This window comes from Alcaligenes sp. NLF5-7, from assembly GCF_024266725.1.
Lineage (GTDB): Bacteria > Pseudomonadota > Gammaproteobacteria > Burkholderiales > Burkholderiaceae_B > Alcaligenes > Alcaligenes phenolicus.
The window spans coordinates 4,320,247-4,341,572 of the sequence record NZ_CP100755.1 but is presented as its reverse complement, the minus strand read 5'-3'; the positions used below and the strand labels follow the sequence as shown (position 1 = coordinate 4,341,572).

Here is a 21,326-nt window from a genome sequence, read left to right as displayed (position 1 = left end):
AAGGGTCTATGCAATCGTTTCTTTCTTTTCTTGCTGACGGATGGCTGCAACTGTCTTGGTGGCAGCTTACTCTCGTCATTCTGGCGGTGACGCATGTCACTATTGTGTCAGTTACCGTATTTCTCCACCGCAGTCAGGCGCACCGCGGGCTGGACCTGCACCCTGCGCTGATGCATTTCTTCCGTTTCTGGCTCTGGATGACCACCGGTATGGTCACAAAAGAATGGGTTGCGATTCACCGCAAGCACCACGCCAAATGCGAACGTGAAGGCGATCCCCATTCCCCTGTGGTCTTTGGTCTGGGCCAGGTGTTCTTCCGTGGTGCAGAACTGTACCGTCAGGAAGCCACCAACCCTGAAACCTTGAAGCGTTTCGGTCACGGCACGCCCGATGACTGGCTCGAGCGCAACCTGTACAGCAAGTACAGCATGTTGGGTATTACCATCATGTTGGGTATTGATCTGTTCCTGTTCGGTCTGCTGGGTCTGACTGTCTGGGCTATCCAGATGGCCTGGATTCCTTTCTGGGCAGCCGGTGTGGTGAACGGTCTGGGTCACGCTATCGGTTACCGCAACTTTGCCAGCCCTGATACCAGCACCAACGTGTTCCCTTGGGGCATCATCATTGGTGGTGAAGAGCTGCACAACAACCATCACGCTTACGGTACGTCCGCCAAGTTCTCCAGCAAATGGTACGAATTCGACTTGGGCTGGTGCTACATCTCGGTGTTCAAGGCACTGGGTCTGGCCAAGGTCAAGAAGGTCGCTCCCAAGCTGCGTCTGGAGCCTAGCGTGCCTTCGAATGCTCCGCTGGAAGGCATTAGCCTGGCAACCTTGCAGGGCGTGATTACTCACCGCTACGAAATTCTGGCCCGCTATGCGGACATCATCAAAACCACGGCCTCGGAAGAAATCGCTCGTCTGAAGCCACAAGTGAACAAGGACAACCCGAATTGCTCCTGGTCCCTGCTGGAAAGCTGCAACGACTGGATCGGTCGCGGCGACGACGTTCTGGCTCCCGAGCAGCGCGCTGAACTGGAAACCGTAGCGGCTGGCGATTCCCGCCTGTCCATCCTGGTTCGCATGCAGCGTGAACTGGCTGGTATCTGGGAAAGCTCCAGTGCCTCCAGCGAGCAGTTGTTGTCCGACCTGCGCACCTGGTGCCAGCGCGCTCAGCAAAGTGGTATTGAAAGTCTTGAGCAGTTCGCCTTGCGTCTGCGCCGCTACGCGGCATGATGGATCGCTTAAACCCGGAACAGCGAGCCGCCGTTACTTTACCCTCTGGCCATGCCCTGGTGCTGGCCGGAGCGGGTAGCGGAAAAACCAGTGTACTGACCTCCCGAATGGCCTGGTTAATCCAGACCGGGCAGGTCAGCCCACATGGCCTTGCTGCTGTTACCTTCACCAATAAAGCCGCGCGCGAAATGCTGACGCGGCTTACTTCTTTATTGCCTATCGATACCCGCGGAATGTGGGTCGGGACCTTTCACGGCCTGTGCAATCGCCTGCTGCGCATGCATTACCGTGATGCCGGTCTGGTGCAGACGTTCCAGATTCTGGATACGGCAGATCAGTTGGCCTCCATCAAGCGTATGGTCAAGGCCAATAATGTGGATGACGAGAAATTTCCGCCCAAGGAAATTCAGAAGTTCATCAACGCCTGTAAAGAAGATGGCCAACGTCCTGGCGACCTGGAAGCGCACGACCCTCACCGCCGCCGCCTGATCGAGCTTTATCAGCTTTATCAAGAGCAGTGCGAACGTGAAGGAGTAGTGGACTTTGGCGAGCTGCTGCTGCGTGCCTACGAGCTGTTGTCCCGCAATGCCCCGATTCGCGAGCATTATCAGCGCCGTTTCAAACACATTCTGGTCGACGAGTTCCAGGACACCAACGTGCTGCAGTATCGCTGGTTGCGTCTTTTGGCCGGTGATCAGGCCTGCATGTTTGCCGTGGGCGACGATGACCAGTCCATCTACGCATTCCGTGGCGCGAACGTGGGCAATATGGCCGACTTCGAGCGCGACTATGCCCGTGGCAATGTGATACGCCTGGAGCAGAACTACCGTTCCTGCGGCCATATTCTGGATTCGGCCAACGCGCTGATCGAGAACAATAGCGGCCGTCTGGGCAAGAATTTATGGACCGATAGTGGCGAAGGCGAGCTGGTACGCATCAGCGAACTGGCCTCGGATGCCCTGGAGGCTCAGTGGATTGTGGACGAAGTCCGCGCCCTGATCGCCGAAGGCAAGCCACGCCGTGAAATTGCCATCCTGTATCGCAGCAACGCCCAGTCCCGAGTGATTGAGCACAGACTGTTTTCCCAAGGCTTGCCCTACAAAGTGTATGGCGGCCACCGCTTTTTCGAGCGTCAGGAAATCAAGCACGTACTGGCTTACTTGCGGTTGATGGATAACGCGGACGATGACACCGCTTTCTTGCGCGTCGTGAACTTCCCGACTCGTGGGATTGGCGCTCGCTCCGTGGAGCAGCTGGCTGATCTGGCGCGTGAGCGTGGTACCAGCTTGCTGCGTGCCATTCCTTACCTGCAAGGACGTGCGGCTGCCAGCCTGATGCGTTTCTCGAACCTGATTCAGGATATGGCCAGCCAGGCACAGATCCTGTCCTTGCCCGAGCTGATTGAGCACGTTGTCCACGACAGTACCTTGCTGGCCCATTACCAGGCCGACCGCGAAGGTGCCGAACGGCTGGAAAACTTGCAGGAGTTGGTCAACGCGGCTACGGTTTTTGTGGGTGAAGAAGGCTTTGCCGAACTGCCCGCAGGTCGAGTCCCTGAAGCGGTAGCGGGCGAGTCCGAGCAGGCTATGCAAAACCCGGATCAACCGGCTGCCTCTGTGCTGGCTCCCATGTCGCCTTTGGGCTCTTTCTTGACTCATGCTTCTCTGGAAGCAGGGGACAATCAGGCCCAGGCAGGCCAGGACGCCATTCAGTTGATGACGATCCACGCAGCCAAAGGTCTGGAGTTCGATGCCGTCTTCATTACTGGTTTGGAAGAGGGCTTGTTCCCGCATGAGAACAGCTTGTTCGACCCCGGTGGGATCGAGGAAGAGCGTCGTTTGATGTACGTGGCGATTACGCGGGCGCGTCAGCGACTGTACATCACTCTGGCGCAAAGCCGCATGTTGCACGGCCAGACGCGTTACGCCATGCGTTCGCGCTTTCTGGAAGAGCTGCCTGAGCAACACATCAAATGGTTGTCGGCCCGCTATACCAGTACACCCATGCAGTCAGAGGCCAGTTCGGGCGCCTTCCGTCGTGGTCAAAGCTGGGAGTCCAAGGACAAGAGCTATTCAGCCCAGCCTTACGGCGGTCGCAGTCACACCAGCGTGCTGGAAGTGAATGGCCAGACTTTCCGGGTGGGGCAGGGGGTGCATCACAACCGCTTTGGTGAAGGCACCATTATTAATCTGACGGGTCAGGGCGACGATGCCCAAGCCTTGATTCAGTTCCGTGAAGTCGGCAGCAAGACTTTGGCCTTGGCCATTGCCAAACTGGATCCTGTTAGCTAAAAAGTGAAGCAACTACTGAATCAGTCAATCGCCGTTTGAAGGCCCCCGGAAACTCCGGGGGCTTTTTTTTATGGCCGCACAAAGCGATGGGAATTTTCAAACAGACTTGTTTTTGGCCTGGTTCTTGCATCAAGCAGTTCAATTCTCCAGTTCCTCATTCTTGGTTTCGTAGCCTCCCAAGAAAAGATTCATGTTTTATTTCCTGTTTTTGACAGAAGGATGGTGTGTTCGGAATCCCTTGCTGTATGCGGGTTTCCTGTTTTTAGTATTCTTCTTTTAGCTGCTATATGAGCGTTATATATAAGGGTTGTAGATTCTAGTTATAAAGATGGTGCCCCCATAAAATCGAAGCCTAAATTAATTACAAATAACAAACACACATGGAGGCGATCATGGAACCTAGCAATCTCTCGCGCCGGCGCATGCTTTTGTCCACGGGCGGAGTCATGGCTTTGGCGGGAACGGCAAGCCTGACGCCCTTGTCAGCGGCACTGGCTCAGGAAAAGGCAAAAACGCAGGCCAAAACCTTGCCAGCCTATGCATCCTGGAAACATGCCGACAGCTTGATCGTGCACAGTGCCAACACTATTGAAACCAAACGCAGCGCTTTTGGCTCGGGTTTGATCACGCCGCTGGATCGCTTGTTCGTGCGTAATAACGTCGCTCCCCCGTCCGAACAGATCGTTGCTGATCCGGACGCCTGGGTGCTGTCGATCAAGGGTGTGAAGAAACCGAAAGACATGAGCGTCGCCGAGCTGAAACGCCTGGGTTTGGTGGCTGTGCCCATGGTGCTGCAGTGTTCGGGTAATGGTCGTGCTTTTTTCCCTGAAAAACCCAGTGGTACTCAGTGGACGGTAGGTGCAGCTGGCTGTGTGGTCTTTACCGGCGTGCCGATCAAGGCCGTGCTGGAGGCTGTGGGCGGCATGGAGGAGGGCGCCAAGTACATGACCGGTCAGGGCGGCGAGGAAATTCCTCAGGGGCTGGACCCGAACACCATTATGGTAGAGCGTTCGATTCCCCTGGAAGCCATTGATGACGCTATCTTGGCCTGGGAAATCAATGGTCAACCCATCCCCTTGGCTCACGGCGGCCCCTTGCGCTTGATCGTGCCGGGTTACACCGGGGTCAATAACGTCAAGTACATCAAGCAACTGGCGTTTACCAAGGAGCAGTCTGCTGCCAACATTCAGCAAAACAGCTACCGTTTGGCGCCTGTGGGTGAAAAGTCCAACCCCAATCAGGAGTCGGTTTGGGAAATGCCCGTCAAGTCCTGGGTGACCAGTCCTAGTGGTGAGCCTGGCGAAGAACTCAAGGCCGGCAAGGTGCAGATCCAGGGCTTGGCTTTTGGAGGCATGTCGGCAGCCAAAGAAGTGGAAGTGTCCGTGGATGGTGGCAAGAACTGGGTGAAAGCGACGTTTGTAGGCCCTGATCTGGGCAAGTATGCGTGGCGTCAGTTCGTTGCAGGCGTGGATTTGAAACCAGGCAAGTACGAGATTGCCAGTCGCGCTACCAGTGAGGCAGGCACGGTACAGCCTGAAGAGCGCGTACCTAATAACCGCGGCTATTTGAATAACAGCTGGCGCGACCACATGTTGGCTGTCACGGTCGTTTAAGTCTTGAATGTTGTACCCGCCCCGTCAGCTCGGGGCGGCTATGGAAGGGAATCATGAAGAAATATCTAGTTGCTGCAGTATCTGTATTTGTTTTTAGTACTCAAGCCTACGCTCAGGAGCAAGGCAGGGAACTGTTTCTGACAGGTGCCAAACCTATTGCCTGTGCGGTCTGTCATACCTTGGCTGATGCTGGTTCAGCCGGGGCAATTGGTCCGGATCTGGATGAACTCAAGCCAGGCAAGGAACAGATCCTGAAGGTCATGAAAGAAGGCATGGGCGCCATGCCTTCTTTTGCACAAACCATGAGTGACGAAGAGCGTGATGCTGTCGCCACCTATGTCAGCTCTGTAGCGGGTCAGTAAGTTCTACCTGCTGTAGCCAGACGCTAGCCGCCTTCCCCTTTCTTCTCCTGATCCGGAGGCAGAAATTCGGTAGGCGGCTTTTTGTTGGCATTGTGATGCAGGATGCGGGCGGGGCGACCTTCCTCATCCAGCCAGATCTGGCCGATTCCGGAACCATTCCATACCCGTTCCCCCTGTTTGCGCTGATCCGGCAGACGCGGGCTGATGCTCAGGTCACGGCGTTGCGTAAACCAGTTCAGAGGGGATCGCGGCGAGTAGAGCCAGCGGTTCAGCCGATCCAGCCAGTTCAATAAAGCTTCCGGAAATTCGTTCTTGATGCCGCTGCTGGTGACTTGCCAGATATGTGGAATGTGCCCGCTATGGCGTACCTGTACATCGTAGACAAAGGAATAGTGCACATCGCCGGACAGAATCACGTAGTTTCCGGGTGTGCGTGAGTGCCTGAAGATGTTCAGCATGGTGTTGGCAGCCCCTCTGTGGGCCATCCAGTTCTCGGCGTCTACCGTCAGGGCAAAACCCGCGTACGTGCAGATGCTTTGTATGACTTCGATCAGCTTGACGCCAAACATGGGCGTGGGCGACACAATGATGGCGGCGCGCTCATCCAGCAATTCGTGTTGAAGCTCGGTCAAGGATTCCCAATCCATCAGTCCGGACGGGCGACTGGGCAAACGGCGTTTATGCCAGCGGCGCGTGCGTGTATCCAGCACGATCAGGGTAGGCTGGGTGCGCAGCACATAGTCCCATTGGCGAAACTCCAGCAGTTCCTTGATCAGCGCATCTTGAGCTTCATGTTCAAGACGCTGATGTTCATCCGTCTGGCTGGTCCAGGCGGTCACCGTATTCAGCACCGACTCAAACACCTCGGGCCGGTTGCCCCAACCCTGACACAACATATAGGCGATCAGGGCATTGCCTACGATCTGCCGTGAAAAAGGATGGCCATAGGCGACGCTTTCCCATTTGGCGGACAGATTCCAGTCATCGGTGATGTCGTGGTCGTCGAAAATCATCAAGGTTTGCACGTGGGCCAAAAGGCGTGCTGCTTGGGGCAGGTCCTGACGGAAACCTTCCAATGCCAGTGACTCGCGTTGCCAGCGTTGCTGATGCTTGGGCTCCAATTGAGGAGGCTCAGGCTCGGGAATGATTTGCCATGGGATGGGGGACCAAACCAGCAAATACATGGCCATGACTTCGGCCAGCGTGACCAAGTGATTGTGTGCGTTGGCAGTGGTGAAAATCGGTTTTTCCACACCACCAAAAAAGCGCTCGCGCAGATCTTCGTTGGATTTGAAGGCAGGCAGCAAATCCGCACGTCGGTAGTAGCTGGCGTGGTGCCGGTAAAGCGATTCACTATCCGAGACGACGGCGCCTTCCAGATATTCCCCATACAAGCCTAGCCGCTCAATCAAGGCATGAATGGCCGCCAGCATGGGGCCGGCCACATCGTCGGCGTAAACCTGGTCTCCGGACAGCATCAGCAAGGCAGGCCGGGCATGGGCTTGGGTAATGTGCTCACTCAAGACTGTGTCGGCCTGAGCCAAACCATCGCGCGAGGCGTGATGAGGCTTGCGGCACGAGCCAAACATCAGATTGTCAGCGCGGCTGGCCAGCACAAAGCTGGGCCGGGTTTGACCCTGGTGCAGCAGATGGGGAGCCCAATCAGCAATCCCTTGCTCCGGTCCACCTTCGATTGAGGCGAGCAAATCGTAGTGAACAAGCGTGTCTTGGGGCAGGGCTGTAGTTAGTGGTACATCCAGAAAGTGGATAAAGGCCTGCTTGCCCAACTGTACGATGCGACAGTGCTCGCTACTGAGCGAAATACGCTGGGGAGCGGCACCCTCTGCTTGCAGGACCAGGTCCAGGCTCAAGGCCGAGCTGCCAACCAGCCATAGCACCAGGCGCTGGGAATCGAGGCGACGCAAAATAGGGCCTGCCAGTACAGGCGGCAGTGTGGGGAGATGTGGGGAGAAACTCAAACGGGTGACAGTCAAAATCAGAAAAGATAATGGACAGTGTAGGGCCTATAAAGTTGCAACTCGTACTGCTTAGCTGTCTGCCACTTCCGGGCTGGCAGCCAGAAAAGCGGTAATTTGCGCGTCCAGATCGTCCTCATGCACCACGCGGACTGGAAAGCCGAATTTTTCGCTCAAAGGGGCGACAAAGGCATTCAAGGAAAAGGCCATCAAGGCATTGCTGACAACTACCAGGCTGGCGGCACAGGACACGCTCAGACGGCTGCGGTTGGCCTTGATCCATTGTGAGAATTCCTCCTTGTCCGTGCCTTCCTCTGCACCGGGCAGCTCGCGGGTCAACAAGACAAAGCGTCGTCCTTGATCCAGCAAGGCTTCCAGTTCCGCTTTCCAATTGGATGGGGCGCTGTTCGAGATCCAGATACGTGGGAATTCCTGTGTAGCAACGTGCATGTGCGGGTCCTGAGAGTGTCTGTTTATGATTTGTTTTGAATGCGCTGCTTTGTACCATCAATCAACAGGTTCAGGCCAGTGATAAAACGGCCCGTAAAATCATCGGAAAAGATTGCCTCGCGTGCCTGCCAGTTGCTGGGGTACTTTTCTTGAGCCAATTCTAAAAAAGCCTGTTTGCGTAAAGACAGGTCCAATGTGCTGCCGGGCCCCAGAGCCTGTTCTTCCATGACAAAACCCAGAATGTAGTAGATCAGGCTAAAGCTGGCCTCGGCAGCAAATTGACTGTCTGCGCCTGCCTGCATGAAAGCGGACAAAAAGGCTTCGCTGGTGCGCAGCACATTGTCGGTGACTACATAGGTACCCGCAAAGACGCGAGCGCCGTCTCGCCTTTGCAACAGGGCCTGCCGGAACTCCAGGCCCAGATGCCGAACTTGTTCATCCCAGGCTTGGTCCGTTGGACAGTGACGCGCCACGTTTTCTACCAGAGCGTCAGCCATGCCATCAATCAAGGCTTGCTTGGCATTGAAATGCCAATACAGCGATGGCGCCTGGATATTCAGGGCCTGAGCCAGTTTGCGCAAAGTCAGGCCTTCCAGCCCCTCCTGGTCCAGCAAGTCCAGCGCTGTCTGGATGATGTGTTCACGTTGAATACGGGGCGCTTTTGTTGCCATGTTCTCTCCGATATTTGCAACCTAACGATGTTAGTGTATCATTCGCTCATAGACTAACAGTGTTAGGTTGTGATTTTTGATTGAGCAGGGATACGGTTATGAGCACCTCAACAACTTCGACGGAGCGCAAAGCACTGGGCCTGCGGCTGGCTCCTTGGCTGGGCTGCCTGGCCATGATTGGGCTGCTGATTCTGGCGACCACGCAGTGGAACGAGTGGACCAGTAGCCGCCGCATACAGAGCACTCAGAATGCTTACGTGAAATCCGATTTTGCGGTGCTCAGTGCCAAGGTTTCGGGCTACGTGAAAGCCTTGCCCTTGGGGGATTATGAGCAGGTCAAGGCGGGGGATCTGATTGCGCAGATTGATCCGGCCGATTACGAGCTGGCCGTGGCGGCAGCGCGGGCGGAACAGTCCAAGGCGCAGGCCCATCTGGACAATCTGGACGGTGAAATTGCACAGCAACAGGCGCGTATTAAACAGGCGCAAGCCAAGCTGCGCTCCGTGCAGGTGCGCGTGCGGCAATATCGTAATAATCCTTCGCGTCAGGCAAGGCTGGTCAAGGAAGGTGCCTTGTCACGGCAAGGCTATGAAAACGCCCAGGCCGATCTGGATGAGGCAATCAGCCAAGGGGAGGCCGCTACCGCGCAAGTGGAGCTGGCGAAAAACTCCCTGAAGGTTCTGCAGGGGCAGCGTGCGATTCGTACCGCTGATTTGAAATCGGCTGAAGCTGCCTTGGAGTCTGCTCGTCGCAATTTGGGCTATACGCGGATTGTGGCCCCTTTTGACGGGGTCTTGAACAAGCGTCATGTGCAAGTAGGCAGCTTGTTGAACCAGGGCACGCAGATTGTTTCCATCGTCCCCATGGAGCAGGCCTACGTCATTGCAAACTACAAGGAAACGCAGCTTGCGCATGTGCAACCTGGGCAGCCGGTGGAGTTGACCGTGGATGGCTTGCCCGGTGGCAGTTGGCGGGGGCGCGTAGTAGAGATTGCACCCATGAGCGGGGCTGAGTCTTCCTTATTGCCTGCCGATAATGCCTCCGGAAATTTCACCAAAGTGGTGCAGCGCATACCGGTGCGTATTGAGCTGGAGCCGGGCCAGGCACAGTTGGAGCGTCTGCGCCCCGGTATGTCGGCACAGGCCAGAATCGACACGGCGGGTTCCCACGTTGCGGCTTATGACATGCCGGGTTTGAAACAGACTCGTCAACTGGCCGTCGTTCGGGCTCAGGAGGGCTGACCATGCCGTTCTCCAGGCTGATGGCTAATACGCAAACCGCACGCCCCATCCTGACCGTGATGGCGATCTTCCTGGGCGCGGTCTTGACCACCGTGCAAGGGCGTCTGTTTTCCGCTGCCTTGCCGGACTTGCGCGGCCAGTTTGGCCTGGATGTGTTGGAGGCGGCCTGGTTGGGAACGGCCTTGAATGCGGCGCAGTTGATCTCCATGCCGATTGCGCCCTGGCTGGCAACCGTAATCGGGCCGACCCGGGTACTGCTGGTGCCCAGCCTGCTGTTGGGCCTGGCCGCCTTTTTGATCCCTTTCTTTGCCCATCATTACCCCGTCTTGTTGAGCCTGCACGGACTGGCCGGACTTTGTCTGGGGATTTACCTGCCACTGACGATGTCCCTGGCTTTGCGCAGTGTGCACCCTCGGCTTTGGCTGGCTGTCATGGCAGCGTACAGCTTGCGTGTTTCAACCGGCATGGATGCGGGCTATGGCACGTCCGGTTTTTTACTGGAGGAGTTCAGTTGGCATTGGGTATATTGGCCCACTGCTTTTGTGGGGCCAGTGATTGCGTTTCTGGCCTGGAAAGCCATGCCGTTGACGCCTATAGATCGCGACCAATTGCAAAACGCCGATTGGGGCGGGATGGCCTTGTTTTGTACGGGTTTGGTGCTGGCCTTTGTCGGGATAGAGTCCGCGGAACGGCTGGGCTGGACTGATTCCGGTCTGGTTGTTTCTGCTTTGCTCGGTGGCGTGGTGCTTGTGGCGGCCGCGATAGGACGTGGCATGCGCAGGCAGAACTCCTTTGCCAGCCTGATGGCTTTGAGCAATCGAAATATCCGTGTGTGCCTGATTATTGCCTGCCTGTTCGGCGTGCTGATGACACCGACGTCTTTGCTGATCCCCAGCTTTCTGACCCAGATGGGGGACTTGAAGCCCCTGCAAGCGGGTGCTGCCACCTGGATTGCGTTTGGGGCTTACCTGGCCTCGACTCCGCTGGCGATCTATCTGGCCCGACGTCTTGAGCCACGCCTGATGATGATTCTCGGTTTAAGCATCATCGCCTTCACCGCCTGGCTGGGGACTCATATTAGCCATGACTGGCGTGTGGAGCAGTTTGTTTCGATCCTGATTTTGCAGTCTGTGGGCGAGAGCACCATGTTGATCGGGTTGATTGCTGCTTTTGTGACCAATCTGAATCCTCAACATGGAGTGGCTTTGGGTGTGTATGTCCCCACTGCTCGTGTCTTTACGCCCGTTGCCGCCGCCACGCTGGTGTCGACCTGGCTGCGCATGGCAGGCGATATCAGCCGCAGCAGTCTGAGTAGCCATCTTGTAGAGGGTGACCCTCTGGTTATGGAGAGGGCTTCGGACGGCGTGGCCGCCTTGGCTCGCGTTCTGGCTCGTGAATCGCAGGTCGCTGCGCAGATCAGCGCCTACAACCTGGTGTTTTGGTGCAGCTTGCTGGCCTTGTGTCTGGCCGTGCTGTTGCGTTCTTCACCCCCCAATCCCATTGCGCCTCCCTTTGCTCGACCTGTTTAGGTCCTGGCGGAGAGGCGGTTTTTTTTAATCAAGGAGATTCATTATGAAATTAGGTTTATGGACAGTGGCTTGCACGGCTTTGATCGCTTCAAGCGCTGCTTGGGCGGCTGACGGAACTGCACAGGTGCAGGGCCAGAGCTACAGCAACAGTCGCGCTCAGGTGGTTCAGGAGTTGCAAGAGGCTCAACAAGCCGGTTTGCTGGATTTTGCAGACGATGAATATCCAGTCCTGCCTGCGGGCAGTGTTCATAAGACGCGTCAGCAGGTTGTGCAGGAGCTGGAACAAGCCAGAAAACAGGGCCGCCTTTTGTATGTAGCCCCATAAGGCTGTCTTGAGCTGCCTTTGCGGTATTTTGTTTAAGGTTTAAAAAGGGACTGAGACTGCCTAACGGCAAGCTCAGTCCCTTTTGCTTTTATGAAATTGCTTTTGCGGGAACGGGTTTCAAACCTGGGCTATAGGATGACGCATCAAACGCAGCGCCACCAGTACAGACAAGCTAACGACCACTGCACTGAACAGATAAATCGCTTCCAGCCCCCAGGTTCCTGCGACTGCGCCCAGGGCAGGGCCGGTGATGCCCAAAGAAATGTCCAGAAAGGCGACATAGGCGCCCATGGCGACACCTCGGCTTTCGGGTGGTGCGCGGCGTACGGCCTCGACACCAAAACCAGGAAAGGCCAGGGAATAGCCCCATCCGGTCAAGGCTGCACCCAGGTACGCAATCGCAGGGCGGTGGGCACCCCAGATCAGCAAGAGACCCGCTGCTTCCACCAGCACGCATAGCAAAGCGACGCGTGCCCCGCCCAGCTTGTCAGGCAGATGACCAAAGAACATGCGCGCAGCAATGAAGGCAAGCCCAAAGGCAGTGAATGCCAGCGAAGCATTGCCCCAGTTGCGATCAGCAAAGAGCAGGGCGATAAAGGCGGTCAGACTGCCAAAACCGACACTGCATAGCAGCAAGCCCATACCGGCGCCCCAGACCAATCCCAGGACTTGGTAGAAAGGGGTACGACGCAGCGCAGTGGGGGCGGTGGCGCGGGTCTTAAGCAGCATCACCAGGGAAATCAAAGGCAACAGCGTGACGGCGACGGCGATACCGTTAAAACCGTAATCCTGGTTCACCACAACACCCAGAGGGGCGCCGACGGCGTAGGCGCCGTACATGGCCACACCCACCCAGGCCATGACTTTGCCTGCATTTTGCGGGCCAACCAGGCCGATGCCCCAGCTCAAGGCACCCGTCACAATCAGGCTTTCACCGCAACCCAGCAAGATACGGCCAATCACCAGCACCCAGACCGATAGGGTTGGTGTGCTGACAAAGCTCAACGAAGCCAGATAGGCCAGGCCGGACAAGCACATCACCATCAAACCCAGCATGACGGCGTGCTTGGAGCCTTGTGTATCAGCCAGATTCCCGGCCCAGGCACGGGAGAGCAAAGCGGCTGCGAATTGAACACCGATAACCAGGCCCACGACCAGCGTACTCATCTCCAGCACATTGTGTACATGCAAGGGCAGTACGGGCAGGGGCAGCCCGATACTTAGAAAACTGACGAACACGGCTCGCGTTTTGTCCGAGCGTGGCTATGCCGGCAACAATACCAATGTGGTCGCGGAGGTGGCTGGAGTCAGCGTGGGCTCGGTGTATCAGTACTTCCCGAATAAGGACTCACTGATTGCCGCCTTGCATGAACACCATGCTTTGCAAATGAACCAGGCTATGGAAAGCAGTCTGGCCGATACGCAGTCCCTGGGGTTGCGGGGGCGTTTGAGTGATCTGGTCAAAGCCTGGTTGGCCGCGCATCGGGTGGACCCGGAATTGCATCGGGTACTGGAAAAGGATTTTCCTTTCTTTGATGCGCCAGCCAGCGAGAGCCAGGCTGATCAAAGTATTCGTGACCGCATTCGTCAACTGCTGGAAGAGCACCGCAGCGAGGTTGCCCCGCAGGATCTGGATTTAGCCACCTGGGTAGTAATGCAAAGTCTGGAGTCCCTGATTCATGGTGCGATCATTCCGCCCGGTGTGCCGTATCCACCGGAGCAGGTGGAAGAGGCCATTGTGGACTTGCTGTGTGGATATTTGGGCTGTGCGAGCCGTGGCAATGGGGGTGAAGGGAGCTGAGTTGTCGAGCCGGTTCTCAAGTGAGTTTTGGCTCACATGAGTTTGTTGTTGTTGTTGTTGTTGTTGTTGTTGTTGTTGTTGTTGTTGTTGTTTGCTAGCCGGACTCACCTTGGCTAAACGTATGCGCTGAATGGCATACAGCAAAACGAAGAACGAGATGACATAGCCAAGTTTACGAGTGTATAGATCCTCTGCTCATAGTCCTGGCTCAGATACCCAGGAGTCAGCAAACTCGTAAGGCTTCGATGTGCGTTTTGCAGACCATCAAGAGCTTTCAGCAAAAAGGCGCCAATCCTTGTGGATATGGCGCCTTCTTTTTCAGGAGTTCACGAGCGGAACGGAGTCGATAGGCCTAGACCTGTCGCCCGATTTCTTCCATTGCTTCCTGAATTTCCAACCACTCTTCTTCCAGCGTTTGATGCGTCTTGGTGAGCTCACCATGTTCGGTCATCAAGGCGGGGCGTTGGTCCTTGTAGCTGTCTGAATAAAAGTCGGGGTCTTGCATCAAGGTATCCAGCTCCTGTAAACGCAGCTGGGCTTTCTCCATGGCCGACTCCACTTTCTTCAAGCGGCTTTCCAATGGCTTGCGTTGTTGGGCTTGCCGTTGACGCAATTCGGCTTCCTGACGGCGTTGGGTCTTGCGGTCTGTGCCTTCAGCGCCTGTATCCGCACGGGCTTCCTGGCGAGCTTCCGAGCGCGATTGCGCGCTGCGGGCCAGTAGCCAGTCGCGGTAGTCTTCCAGGTCGCCGTCAAACTCCTGAACCTGGCCATCGGCCACAATCCAGAAAGAATCAACGGTAGAACGCAACAAATGGCGATCGTGCGATACCAGCAGCACGCTGCCACCGTAATCAGCCAAGGCTGTCGCCAGGGCCTCACGGGTATCCACGTCCAAGTGGTTGGTTGGCTCGTCCAGCAGGAGCAGGTTGGGTTTTTGCCAAACAATCAGGGACAGGGCCAGACGTGCCTTTTCGCCACCGGAGAAGGGGGCGGTCAGGCTGGTGACCATATCACCGCTGAAACCGAAGGAGCCCAGGTAATTGCGCAGTTCCTGCTCGCGTACATCCGGAGCCAGACGCGCCAGATGTTGCAGGGGAGTGGAGTCCGGGTCAATGGAGTCCAGCTGGTGCTGGGCAAAGTAGCCAATCACCAGACCTTTGGATTCCAGGCGTTCGCCCTTGATAGGTTCCAGCTTGCCAGCCAGGGTTTTGACCAGCGTGGATTTACCCGCACCGTTCATCCCCAAAATACCCACACGGGCACCGCCGCGCACCATCAGACGGACCTGGCTCAAAATGGCCTTGTCCTGACCGGGGTAACCCAGATCAGCCTGATCCAATGTCAGCAAGGGATCGGGTGTGTATTCGGGCGAGGGCAGGCGAATGGAAACGCTTGAGTCGTCGCGCAAGAGCGTCACGGTCTGCATGCGGGCCAAAGCCTTGACGCGGCTTTGCGCCTGTTTGGCTTTGGTGGCCTGGGCCTTGAAGCGGTCAATAAAGCTTTGCAGGCGCGCGGCTTCACGGGTTTGACGCTCGTAGGCGATCTGGCTTTGTTGCACGCGCTCGGCACGTTGCACCAGAAAGTCGTTGTAGCCGCCTTTGTAGCGAACCAGCTTGCCTTGATCCACGTGCAGGATCGAACGGGCCACGGCATCCAGAAACTCGGTGTCGTGCGAAATCAGCAGGACCGTGCCGGGGTAGGAGCCCAACCAGCGTTCCAGCCAGAGCATGGCGTCCAAGTCCAGGTGGTTGGTGGGTTCGTCCAGCAAGAGCAGGTCAGAAGGCGCCATCAGGGCGCGGGCCAGGGACAGGCGCATTTGCCAGCCACCGGAGAACTCGCGCACGGGCAGCATCCACTGATCGGGGCGGAAACCCAGACCGGCCAGCAGTTGCTCGGCACGCGAGGGGGCGGACCAGGCATCGGCTTCGATCAGGGCGTTTTCCAGTTCGGCAATGGCCTGACCATCGCTATCGGGCGTGTTGGCACGTTTTTCCTGCAAGGCACGCAAGCGCTCGTCGCCATCGATAACAAATTCGCGGGCAGGGCGGTCACGGTCCGGAATGGTCTGGCGCACACTGGCCACTTCCCAGACTTCGGGGATGCTCAGATCACCCCCGTCCAGATCCAGCTCGCCTTGCAACAAGGCAAATAGCGAGGATTTACCCGCACCGTTCTTGCCCACAATGCCCAGGCGCTCGCCCGGGTTGACGATGAAATCAGTATTGTCCAGCAGGACTTTGACGCCGCGACGCAGCGTAATTCCAGTTGCGCGTATCACAGAGCCAGTTGCTCCCGGCTTAGCAAGAGAATCTGGTCTTCAGCGGTTTCCGTGCTCAGCCAGATAGGCTCCAGCTCCGGGAAAGCGGTGATGAAATTGTCGTACTCATTGCCGATTTCCAATACCAGCACACCTTCGGGCGCCAGGAAGTTGGGGGCTGCTTCCAGAATGCGACGCACCAGGTCCATGCCGTCGTCACCTCCAGCCAGGGCCAGTTGTGGCTCGTGCTGGTATTCCTTGGGCAGGTTCTGCATGGACTGTTCATTCACATACGGTGGGTTGCAAATGATCAGGTCGTAAGCGCTTGGCGGCAATTGGTCCAGCAGATCGCTCTTGTACAAGCTCATGCGATCGTTCAGCTCGAAGGCATCGATGTTTGACTGGGCCACTTCCAGCGCGGCGTCGGACAGATCCACGGCATCGACCTGGGCTTGCGGGAAGGCCAGCGCGGTCAAAATAGCCAGACAGCCCGAGCCAGTGCACAAATCCAGGGCGTTGTAGATGGCATCGGGGTCCGCAATCCAGGGTTGCAACTGCTCTGCCAGCAATTCAGCAATGGGAGAGCGCGGCACGATGGTGTCGACGGTGACGCGGAAGCGGTGGCCTTGCAGCCAGGCTTCGCCAGTCAGGTAGGCGGCGGGCACGCGCTCGTTGCAGCGTCGTGCGACCAGGGCCAGATAGGCAGCGCGCTCGGACTCCAGCACGGTGGCATCCAGATACGGGTCTAGCGTGTCCAGGGGCAAATGCAGGGTGTGCAGCAGCAGATAGGCGGCCTCGTCCCAGGCATTGTCACTGCCGTGACCGAAGGCCAGCTGACAGCGGTTGAACTGGCTGACAGACCAGCGCAACAAGTCGCGCACGGTGCGCAGTTCCTGCTGGGCTTCCAGCAGGGAGGAATGATCGATGCAAGGGCTTAACAAAGCAGGGATTCCAATGTACGGCGATAAATGTTTTTAAGAGGCTCAAGATCAGCCACAGCAACGTGTTCATTGATTTGATGGATGCTGGCGTTGAGCGGGCCAAATTCGACCACTTGAGGGCAGATTTTAGCGATAAAGCGGCCATCCGAGGTGCCGCCTGTCGTGGACAGATCGGTTTCCACGCCGGTTTCGGTTTCAATGGCCTTGGCAAGAGCTTGGCTTAGCGGTCCGGCCTCAGTCAGGAAGGGTTCGCCACCCAGTGTCCATTCCAGTTGGAAATCCACACCATGGCGGCGCAGGATGGATTCCACTTCGGCTTGCAGGCCGGCAGGTGTTTGCTCGGTGGAGAAGCGGAAGTTGAAATGCACATCCAGTTGACCGGGGATCACATTACCCGCCCCGGTGCCGGCATGGATATTGGAAATCTGAAAGCTGGTGGGCGGGAAGTCGATATTGCCGGCGTCCCACATGCGGTCTGTCAGTTCGTGCAGTGCAGGGGAGAATACATGCAGCGGGTTGATGGCCAACTGCGGGTACGCCACATGGCCTTGGCGACCCTTTACGATCAAGTGACCGGACAGGGAGCCGCGACGGCCATTTTTAATGGTGTCACCTAATTGGCGCGAGCAGGTGGGCTCGCCCACGATGCAATAGTCCAGTTGTTCGCCACGCTCTTTCAGGACACGGCACACATGCACGGTGCCGTCGGTTGCGGGGCCTTCTTCATCCGAAGTCAGCAGCAGGGCAATCGAGCCTTTGTGTTCAGGATGGGCCTGGGTAAATTCCTCAACTGCGTGGATGAAGGCCGCAATCGAGGCTTTCATATCCGCCGCACCACGGCCATACAGCTGACCGTCGCGCACGGTGGGCTCAAACGGGGGCGAGTCCCAGGCCGCTTCCGGCCCGGTCGGAACCACGTCTGTGTGACCGGCAAAAACAAACAAGGGCGCCTGGGTGCCACGGCGGGCCCACAGATTGGACACCGGGCCGCTGGGCAGATGTTCCAGGCTAAAGCCCGCTTGCTCCAGCCTTGCGCCCAGCCATTGCTGGCAGTGGGCGTCCTCAGGGGTGACCGAGGGGCGGGCAATCAGGGCTTTGAGGGTGTCTAGTACAGAATTGTCAGTGCTCATGTTCAGGCGCGAAGTAAATCATTAATACTGGTCTTGGCGCGGGTACGGGCATCCACACGCTTGACGATGATGGCGCAGGCCAGGCTGTACAGCCCATCGGCCGAAGGCAGGGAACCAGGGACCACTACCGAACCGGCTGGGACACGGCCCTGGTAAATCTTGCCCGTTTCGCGCTCGTAAATTTTGGTGCTTTGCGACAGGAATACGCCCATGGCCAGCACCGAGTTCTCTTCCACGATGACCCCTTCCACCACTTCGGAACGGGCACCGATGAAACAGTTGTCCTCAATGATAGTGGGGTTGGCCTGTAGGGGCTCCAATACCCCGCCAATACCGACGCCACCCGACAGGTGAACATGCTTGCCGATCTGGGCGCAGGAACCGACGGTGGCCCAGGTATCCACCATGGTGCCTTCACCGACATAAGCGCCGATGTTCACAAAGGAGGGCATCAGCACGACATCGGGAGCCACGTAAGCGCCTTGGCGTACCACGGCACCGGGAACGGCGCGAAAGCCTGCCTGGGCAAATGCAGCCTGGTCGTGCTGCTCGAATTTCAGAGGCACCTTGTCATAGAAGGGAGCGGGCTCGCTGGCCATGACGCGATTTTCGTTGATCCTGAAGGACAGAAGAATCGCTTTCTTGACCCAGTCGTTGACCTGCCACTGTCCGTCGATTTTTTCCGCCACACGCAGGGAACCGTAATCCAGCTTTTCGATCACGGTATGGATGGCCGTGCGCAGTTCAATGCTGTGTTCTTGGGGGGAGAGGGAAGCTCGCTGTTCCCACGCCGATTCGATCAGACTTTGGAGGTCGCTCATAGGCTAGGCTCTGTGAATGCAGGCCGTCATTGGCAGTATCGGGATACAGAAGGCGCATGATGCGCGGTTTACCACCGCAGCGGCCGAGCTTGAATGGAGGCAACAGGATAACCGAGTCTGCCCCTTCCATGCACGGTTTTGTGGCTTTCTTTGTCGCTTTTGAGGACAGATGCGCGTGGGATGCAGTCTGCCAGCAAGGTCAGGAAGGTGGTGTGTTGGCCAAGTGAACTTCATGTGCAGAGGTGAATGCGGAGGCCTGCAATATCTGTGTTGGATTTTTTCTGTTTACTTTATTTCTGAAGTTGTTTTTCTTTTTTCTTGTTGTTCGATAATTGTTTCTCTACTTGCCTTTGTTTTTCTTATCACGGCTATTTTGTTTATTTATTATTGCTGCTGCTCAATTCAATCAGCTACGTAATCAATTATTTCAAGATAATAAAAAATAAGCATGTATAGCCATACAAGCTTAGTGTGAAATTCTTGGGCGAGGCCTGGTTTGCGGGTGTGTGCTGCCTGATCGTATAGCCTGTTTCGTTCTCGTCTGCCTCTGTAGAGCTTATGTAAAAAGGGTTTAACTCCTTTTCGTCCAGGGTCATGAATCGCTCCATGTTGAGAATGAGGTGGCCTGCAGCCATGCGCTTTGATTCGGTTTCTCTTTTTACATTTTATAAAATTTATCGATTTTTTATCTGCCTAGAATGAGCGTGAAGTGTTTTTTTTGTTGCATTCAGTTCTTGTTTTTCATTCAAAGGGAGGGCTTATGCGATCGATCCTTTTATGGCTTCTGGGTGTTCCTATCCCTATCATCATTTTGCTGGCTCTGTTTTGGCACTAAGGTGCGTGCGATCACAATCTGAAATAAGGAATCATCATGGCTACAACGCAATTTGGTTCGGATGCAGGTTTGGGGACGCAAGCCGTGGCGGAGTCTTCGCACTCCGCTGTGTCTTGGGGCGCTGTCATCGGGGGCGCGGTTATTGCCGCTGCCATGACGGTGACCTTGCTGGTAGGCGGGACCGGCCTGGGTTTCATGGCGATCTCCCCGTGGAGTAATGACGGGGCCTCAGGCACCACGATGGCTATCGGGACGATTATCTGGCTTTTTGTCACGCAGATCATTGCCTACGGTATTGCGGGCTATGTCACCGGACGTCTGCGTACCAATTGGACAGGTGTTCACGGTGACGAAGTTCATTTCCGCGATACGGCGCATGGTTTTCTGGTCTGGGCCGTGAGTGCGGTTGTCAGCGTCTTCTTGCTGGGCTCGGGTGTCGCCTCGCTGGTCTCGGGTACGGCTCAGGCAGGGGCGAATCTGGCCGGGGCTGGAGTGGGAGCGGCATCGGCCATCGTAGGCCAGGCAGGCAAGGATCAGGCGCAAGGCCCTGGTTTGGGCTATTTCACCGACACCTTGTTGCGTCCGGCAGATCCTGCCAATGCACCTGCTCAGACTGGCAACCCGGAACGTGAGGTCAGCCGGATTCTGGCTCGCAGCCTCAAAGAAGGGGAGGTGTCCCAGCAGGATCAGGATTACTTGCTGCGTTTGGTGGCCAACCGTACCGGCTTGACGCCCGAGCAAGCCAAGGAGCGTCTGGACTCCGTGCAAAAGCAAGCCAAGGAAACAGCCGACAAGCTGGAGCAGCAAGCTCGTGAAGCGGCTGACACCGCTCGCAAGGCAGCCGCTGCTTTCGCGCTGTGGGCATTTGCGTCCTTGCTGGTGGGTGCCTTCGTGGCCAGTCTGGCTGCAACGATTGGTGGACGGGCGCGTATCACGCGTTAAGCCCCAGTCATGATGCCAGGCCGCTTATAAGTTGAGGCGGGCAGTGCAGGCCCACGGATGTCAGAGCTCCGGGGGCCTTTTTGTTTCTGCTTCCATCTAGTTGCTGTCTGGTCAGTTCCTTCAAGGAACACGAATAAAGTTGCTGGGTGCTTGCCCCAAGCGGCGACGAAACATGGTGGAAAAGGCACTGGAGCTGTCGTAACCCAGATCCAGTGCAATCTGTGTGACGGATTGGCCGGCCGACAGCTTGGCCAGAGCCGCCAGCAGACAGGCTTGTTGACGCCATTCACTAAAACTCATGCCGGTTTGTTGCCGGAACAGGCGCGTAAAACTGCGCAGGCTTTTATTGATTTGCCCGGCCCACCGTTCTGGCGTGCTTTGAATATTGGGCTGACTTAAAAAGTCTTTGCAGAGCTGGGCCAGGGATGGGTCTTGAGGGATGGGGGCAAAGAGCGGCATGGTTTGCGCCAAACCGACTTCATGCAGAAGCAGTTGAGCCAAGGCGCCGTCGCGGCAATTCTCCTCGTACAGAGCGGGCAAGGCCAGGGAGGCCAGCAACAAGTGATGCAGCAAGGGCGTAATGACCAGCACTTCGCAGTGTGTGCTGTTGCGAGGTGCTGCTTCCGGCTCTATATACAAGCTTCGGGTGCTGGCGCTTTGCATGCGAACGCGATGGCGTTTCCCAGCTGGAATCCACACGCCACTATAAGGTGGAATTACCCAGGCGCCATCGTCGGTTTCGACTTCCATCAGCCCGGTCATGGCATAGAGCATTTGCGCCCGTCGGTGCACATGAAAGTCCAGCAGCGTGCCCGGCGCGTAGTCCGTGCCAATCGCCAGCAAGGGGCGAGGGGTGGCATCTACGCTATCCAGTCGTACATTGTGCATAAGCAAGCCTCTGGCCGG

Annotated in this window: 18 protein-coding genes; 9 read left to right on the top strand and 9 right to left on the bottom strand. The window is 56.7% G+C overall.

Features of this window, described 5'->3' with window-relative positions; genetic code table 11:
- The first annotated feature begins 8 nt into the window (after positions 1–8).
- The 4 genes from MID00_RS20125 (at position 9) to MID00_RS20110 (ending at position 5,501) form a co-directional block, all read left to right on the top strand.
- Entirely contained in the window at positions 9–1,235 is a 1,227-nt protein-coding gene (locus tag MID00_RS20125; RefSeq protein ID WP_026482877.1) for a fatty acid desaturase, read from the top strand.
- Positions 1,232–3,526, top strand: coding sequence for a UvrD-helicase domain-containing protein (locus MID00_RS20120; protein WP_022983186.1), 2,295 nt, complete (start codon positions 1,232–1,234; stop codon positions 3,524–3,526). Before MID00_RS20125 ends, MID00_RS20120 begins: the two co-directional genes overlap by 4 nt.
- 392 nt (positions 3,527–3,918) lie before the next feature.
- The gene (locus tag MID00_RS20115; RefSeq protein WP_250757049.1) at positions 3,919–5,139 is read left to right on the top strand and encodes a sulfite oxidase; all 1,221 of its coding nucleotides are present in this window, start codon (positions 3,919–3,921) and stop codon (positions 5,137–5,139) included.
- Between the two features lie 53 nt (positions 5,140–5,192).
- A complete protein-coding gene (locus MID00_RS20110) occupies positions 5,193–5,501 on the top strand; it encodes a cytochrome c (RefSeq protein WP_009455724.1) in 309 nt (102 codons plus the stop codon).
- Positions 5,502–5,524: 23 nt separating this feature from the next.
- On the opposite strand, the gene MID00_RS20105 is transcribed toward MID00_RS20110, so the two are convergent.
- The 3 genes from MID00_RS20105 to MID00_RS20095 all read right to left on the bottom strand — a co-directional run bounded on the left by MID00_RS20105 (position 5,525) and on the right by MID00_RS20095 (position 8,598).
- The gene (locus MID00_RS20105; RefSeq protein ID WP_254499456.1) at positions 5,525–7,426 is read right to left on the bottom strand and encodes an alkaline phosphatase D family protein; all 1,902 of its coding nucleotides are present in this window, start codon (positions 7,424–7,426) and stop codon (positions 5,525–5,527) included.
- Positions 7,427–7,549: 123 nt separating this feature from the next.
- Entirely contained in the window at positions 7,550–7,927 is a 378-nt protein-coding gene (locus MID00_RS20100) for a hypothetical protein (RefSeq protein WP_009455726.1), read from the bottom strand.
- 23 nt (positions 7,928–7,950) lie between these two features.
- Positions 7,951–8,598, bottom strand: a complete 648-nt coding sequence (locus MID00_RS20095; RefSeq protein WP_254499455.1) for a TetR/AcrR family transcriptional regulator C-terminal domain-containing protein — start codon at positions 8,596–8,598, stop codon at positions 7,951–7,953.
- A 98-nt stretch (positions 8,599–8,696) separates the two neighbouring features.
- Between MID00_RS20095 and MID00_RS20090 the strand changes: the two genes are divergently transcribed.
- Genes MID00_RS20090 through MID00_RS20080 form a run of 3 tightly spaced genes read left to right on the top strand, consistent with a single transcriptional unit; the run spans position 8,697 to position 11,693 of the window.
- Positions 8,697–9,839, top strand: a complete 1,143-nt coding sequence (locus MID00_RS20090) for an HlyD family secretion protein (protein WP_254499454.1) — start codon at positions 8,697–8,699, stop codon at positions 9,837–9,839.
- A 2-nt stretch (positions 9,840–9,841) separates the two neighbouring features.
- Positions 9,842–11,368 (top strand): MFS transporter, encoded by a 1,527-nt coding sequence (locus tag MID00_RS20085; protein WP_254499453.1) that lies wholly within the window; start codon positions 9,842–9,844, stop codon positions 11,366–11,368.
- Between the two features lie 43 nt (positions 11,369–11,411).
- Positions 11,412–11,693 (top strand): DUF4148 domain-containing protein, encoded by a 282-nt coding sequence (locus tag MID00_RS20080; RefSeq protein WP_254499452.1) that lies wholly within the window; start codon positions 11,412–11,414, stop codon positions 11,691–11,693.
- A gap of 117 nt (positions 11,694–11,810) precedes the next feature.
- Here MID00_RS20080 and MID00_RS20075 read toward each other — a convergent pair whose 3' ends face one another.
- Entirely contained in the window at positions 11,811–12,932 is a 1,122-nt protein-coding gene (locus MID00_RS20075; protein WP_368044555.1) for an MFS transporter, read from the bottom strand.
- 10 nt (positions 12,933–12,942) lie between these two features.
- On the opposite strand from MID00_RS20075, the gene MID00_RS20070 reads away from it, so the two are divergent.
- Positions 12,943–13,494, top strand: a complete 552-nt coding sequence (locus MID00_RS20070; RefSeq protein ID WP_254499451.1) for a TetR/AcrR family transcriptional regulator — start codon at positions 12,943–12,945, stop codon at positions 13,492–13,494.
- A gap of 352 nt (positions 13,495–13,846) precedes the next feature.
- Here the strand turns inward: MID00_RS20070 and MID00_RS20065 are convergent, their stop codons facing one another.
- From MID00_RS20065 to dapD, 4 genes are read right to left on the bottom strand one after another with little or no spacing between them, the layout of a single operon-like run.
- Positions 13,847–15,772, bottom strand: a complete 1,926-nt coding sequence (locus MID00_RS20065; protein WP_137430898.1) for an ATP-binding cassette domain-containing protein — start codon at positions 15,770–15,772, stop codon at positions 13,847–13,849.
- A complete protein-coding gene (gene prmB, locus MID00_RS20060; RefSeq protein ID WP_254499450.1) occupies positions 15,769–16,692 on the bottom strand; it encodes a 50S ribosomal protein L3 N(5)-glutamine methyltransferase in 924 nt (307 codons plus the stop codon). Before prmB ends, MID00_RS20065 begins: the two co-directional genes overlap by 4 nt.
- Complete coding sequence (gene dapE / locus MID00_RS20055; RefSeq protein ID WP_026482864.1) at positions 16,686–17,822, bottom strand: succinyl-diaminopimelate desuccinylase; 1,137 nt, start codon at positions 17,820–17,822, stop codon at positions 16,686–16,688. Before dapE ends, prmB begins: the two co-directional genes overlap by 7 nt.
- Positions 17,823–17,824: 2 nt before the next feature.
- Positions 17,825–18,643, bottom strand: coding sequence for a 2,3,4,5-tetrahydropyridine-2,6-dicarboxylate N-succinyltransferase (gene dapD, locus MID00_RS20050; protein ID WP_026482863.1), 819 nt, complete (start codon positions 18,641–18,643; stop codon positions 17,825–17,827).
- Between the two features lie 871 nt (positions 18,644–19,514).
- Between dapD and MID00_RS20045 the strand changes: the two genes are divergently transcribed.
- The gene (locus MID00_RS20045) at positions 19,515–20,420 is read left to right on the top strand and encodes a hypothetical protein (protein WP_009455739.1); all 906 of its coding nucleotides are present in this window, start codon (positions 19,515–19,517) and stop codon (positions 20,418–20,420) included.
- 120 nt (positions 20,421–20,540) lie between these two features.
- On the opposite strand, the gene MID00_RS20040 is transcribed toward MID00_RS20045, so the two are convergent.
- Positions 20,541–21,308, bottom strand: coding sequence for a helix-turn-helix transcriptional regulator (locus tag MID00_RS20040; RefSeq protein WP_254499449.1), 768 nt, complete (start codon positions 21,306–21,308; stop codon positions 20,541–20,543).
- Positions 21,309–21,326: the final 18 nt, after the last annotated feature.

Excerpts from the sequence above, each read along its gene's own strand:
- MID00_RS20125 (WP_026482877.1), top strand. The coding sequence starts at position 9 with ATGCAATCGTTTCTTTCTTTTCTTGCTGACGGATGGCTGCAACTGTCT.
- MID00_RS20120 (WP_022983186.1), top strand. The coding sequence starts at position 1,232 with ATGATGGATCGCTTAAACCCGGAACAGCGAGCCGCCGTTACTTTACCC.
- MID00_RS20115 (WP_250757049.1), top strand. The coding sequence starts at position 3,919 with ATGGAACCTAGCAATCTCTCGCGCCGGCGCATGCTTTTGTCCACGGGC.
- MID00_RS20110 (WP_009455724.1), top strand. The coding sequence starts at position 5,193 with ATGAAGAAATATCTAGTTGCTGCAGTATCTGTATTTGTTTTTAGTACT.
- MID00_RS20100 (WP_009455726.1), bottom strand. The coding sequence starts at position 7,927 with ATGCACGTTGCTACACAGGAATTCCCACGTATCTGGATCTCGAACAGC.
- MID00_RS20095 (WP_254499455.1), bottom strand. The coding sequence starts at position 8,598 with ATGGCAACAAAAGCGCCCCGTATTCAACGTGAACACATCATCCAGACA.
- MID00_RS20090 (WP_254499454.1), top strand. The coding sequence starts at position 8,697 with ATGAGCACCTCAACAACTTCGACGGAGCGCAAAGCACTGGGCCTGCGG.
- MID00_RS20085 (WP_254499453.1), top strand. The coding sequence starts at position 9,842 with ATGCCGTTCTCCAGGCTGATGGCTAATACGCAAACCGCACGCCCCATC.
- MID00_RS20080 (WP_254499452.1), top strand. The coding sequence starts at position 11,412 with ATGAAATTAGGTTTATGGACAGTGGCTTGCACGGCTTTGATCGCTTCA.
- dapE (WP_026482864.1), bottom strand. The coding sequence starts at position 17,822 with ATGAGCACTGACAATTCTGTACTAGACACCCTCAAAGCCCTGATTGCC.
- dapD (WP_026482863.1), bottom strand. The coding sequence starts at position 18,643 with ATGAGCGACCTCCAAAGTCTGATCGAATCGGCGTGGGAACAGCGAGCT.
- MID00_RS20045 (WP_009455739.1), top strand. The coding sequence starts at position 19,515 with ATGGCTACAACGCAATTTGGTTCGGATGCAGGTTTGGGGACGCAAGCC.
- MID00_RS20040 (WP_254499449.1), bottom strand. The coding sequence starts at position 21,308 with ATGCACAATGTACGACTGGATAGCGTAGATGCCACCCCTCGCCCCTTG.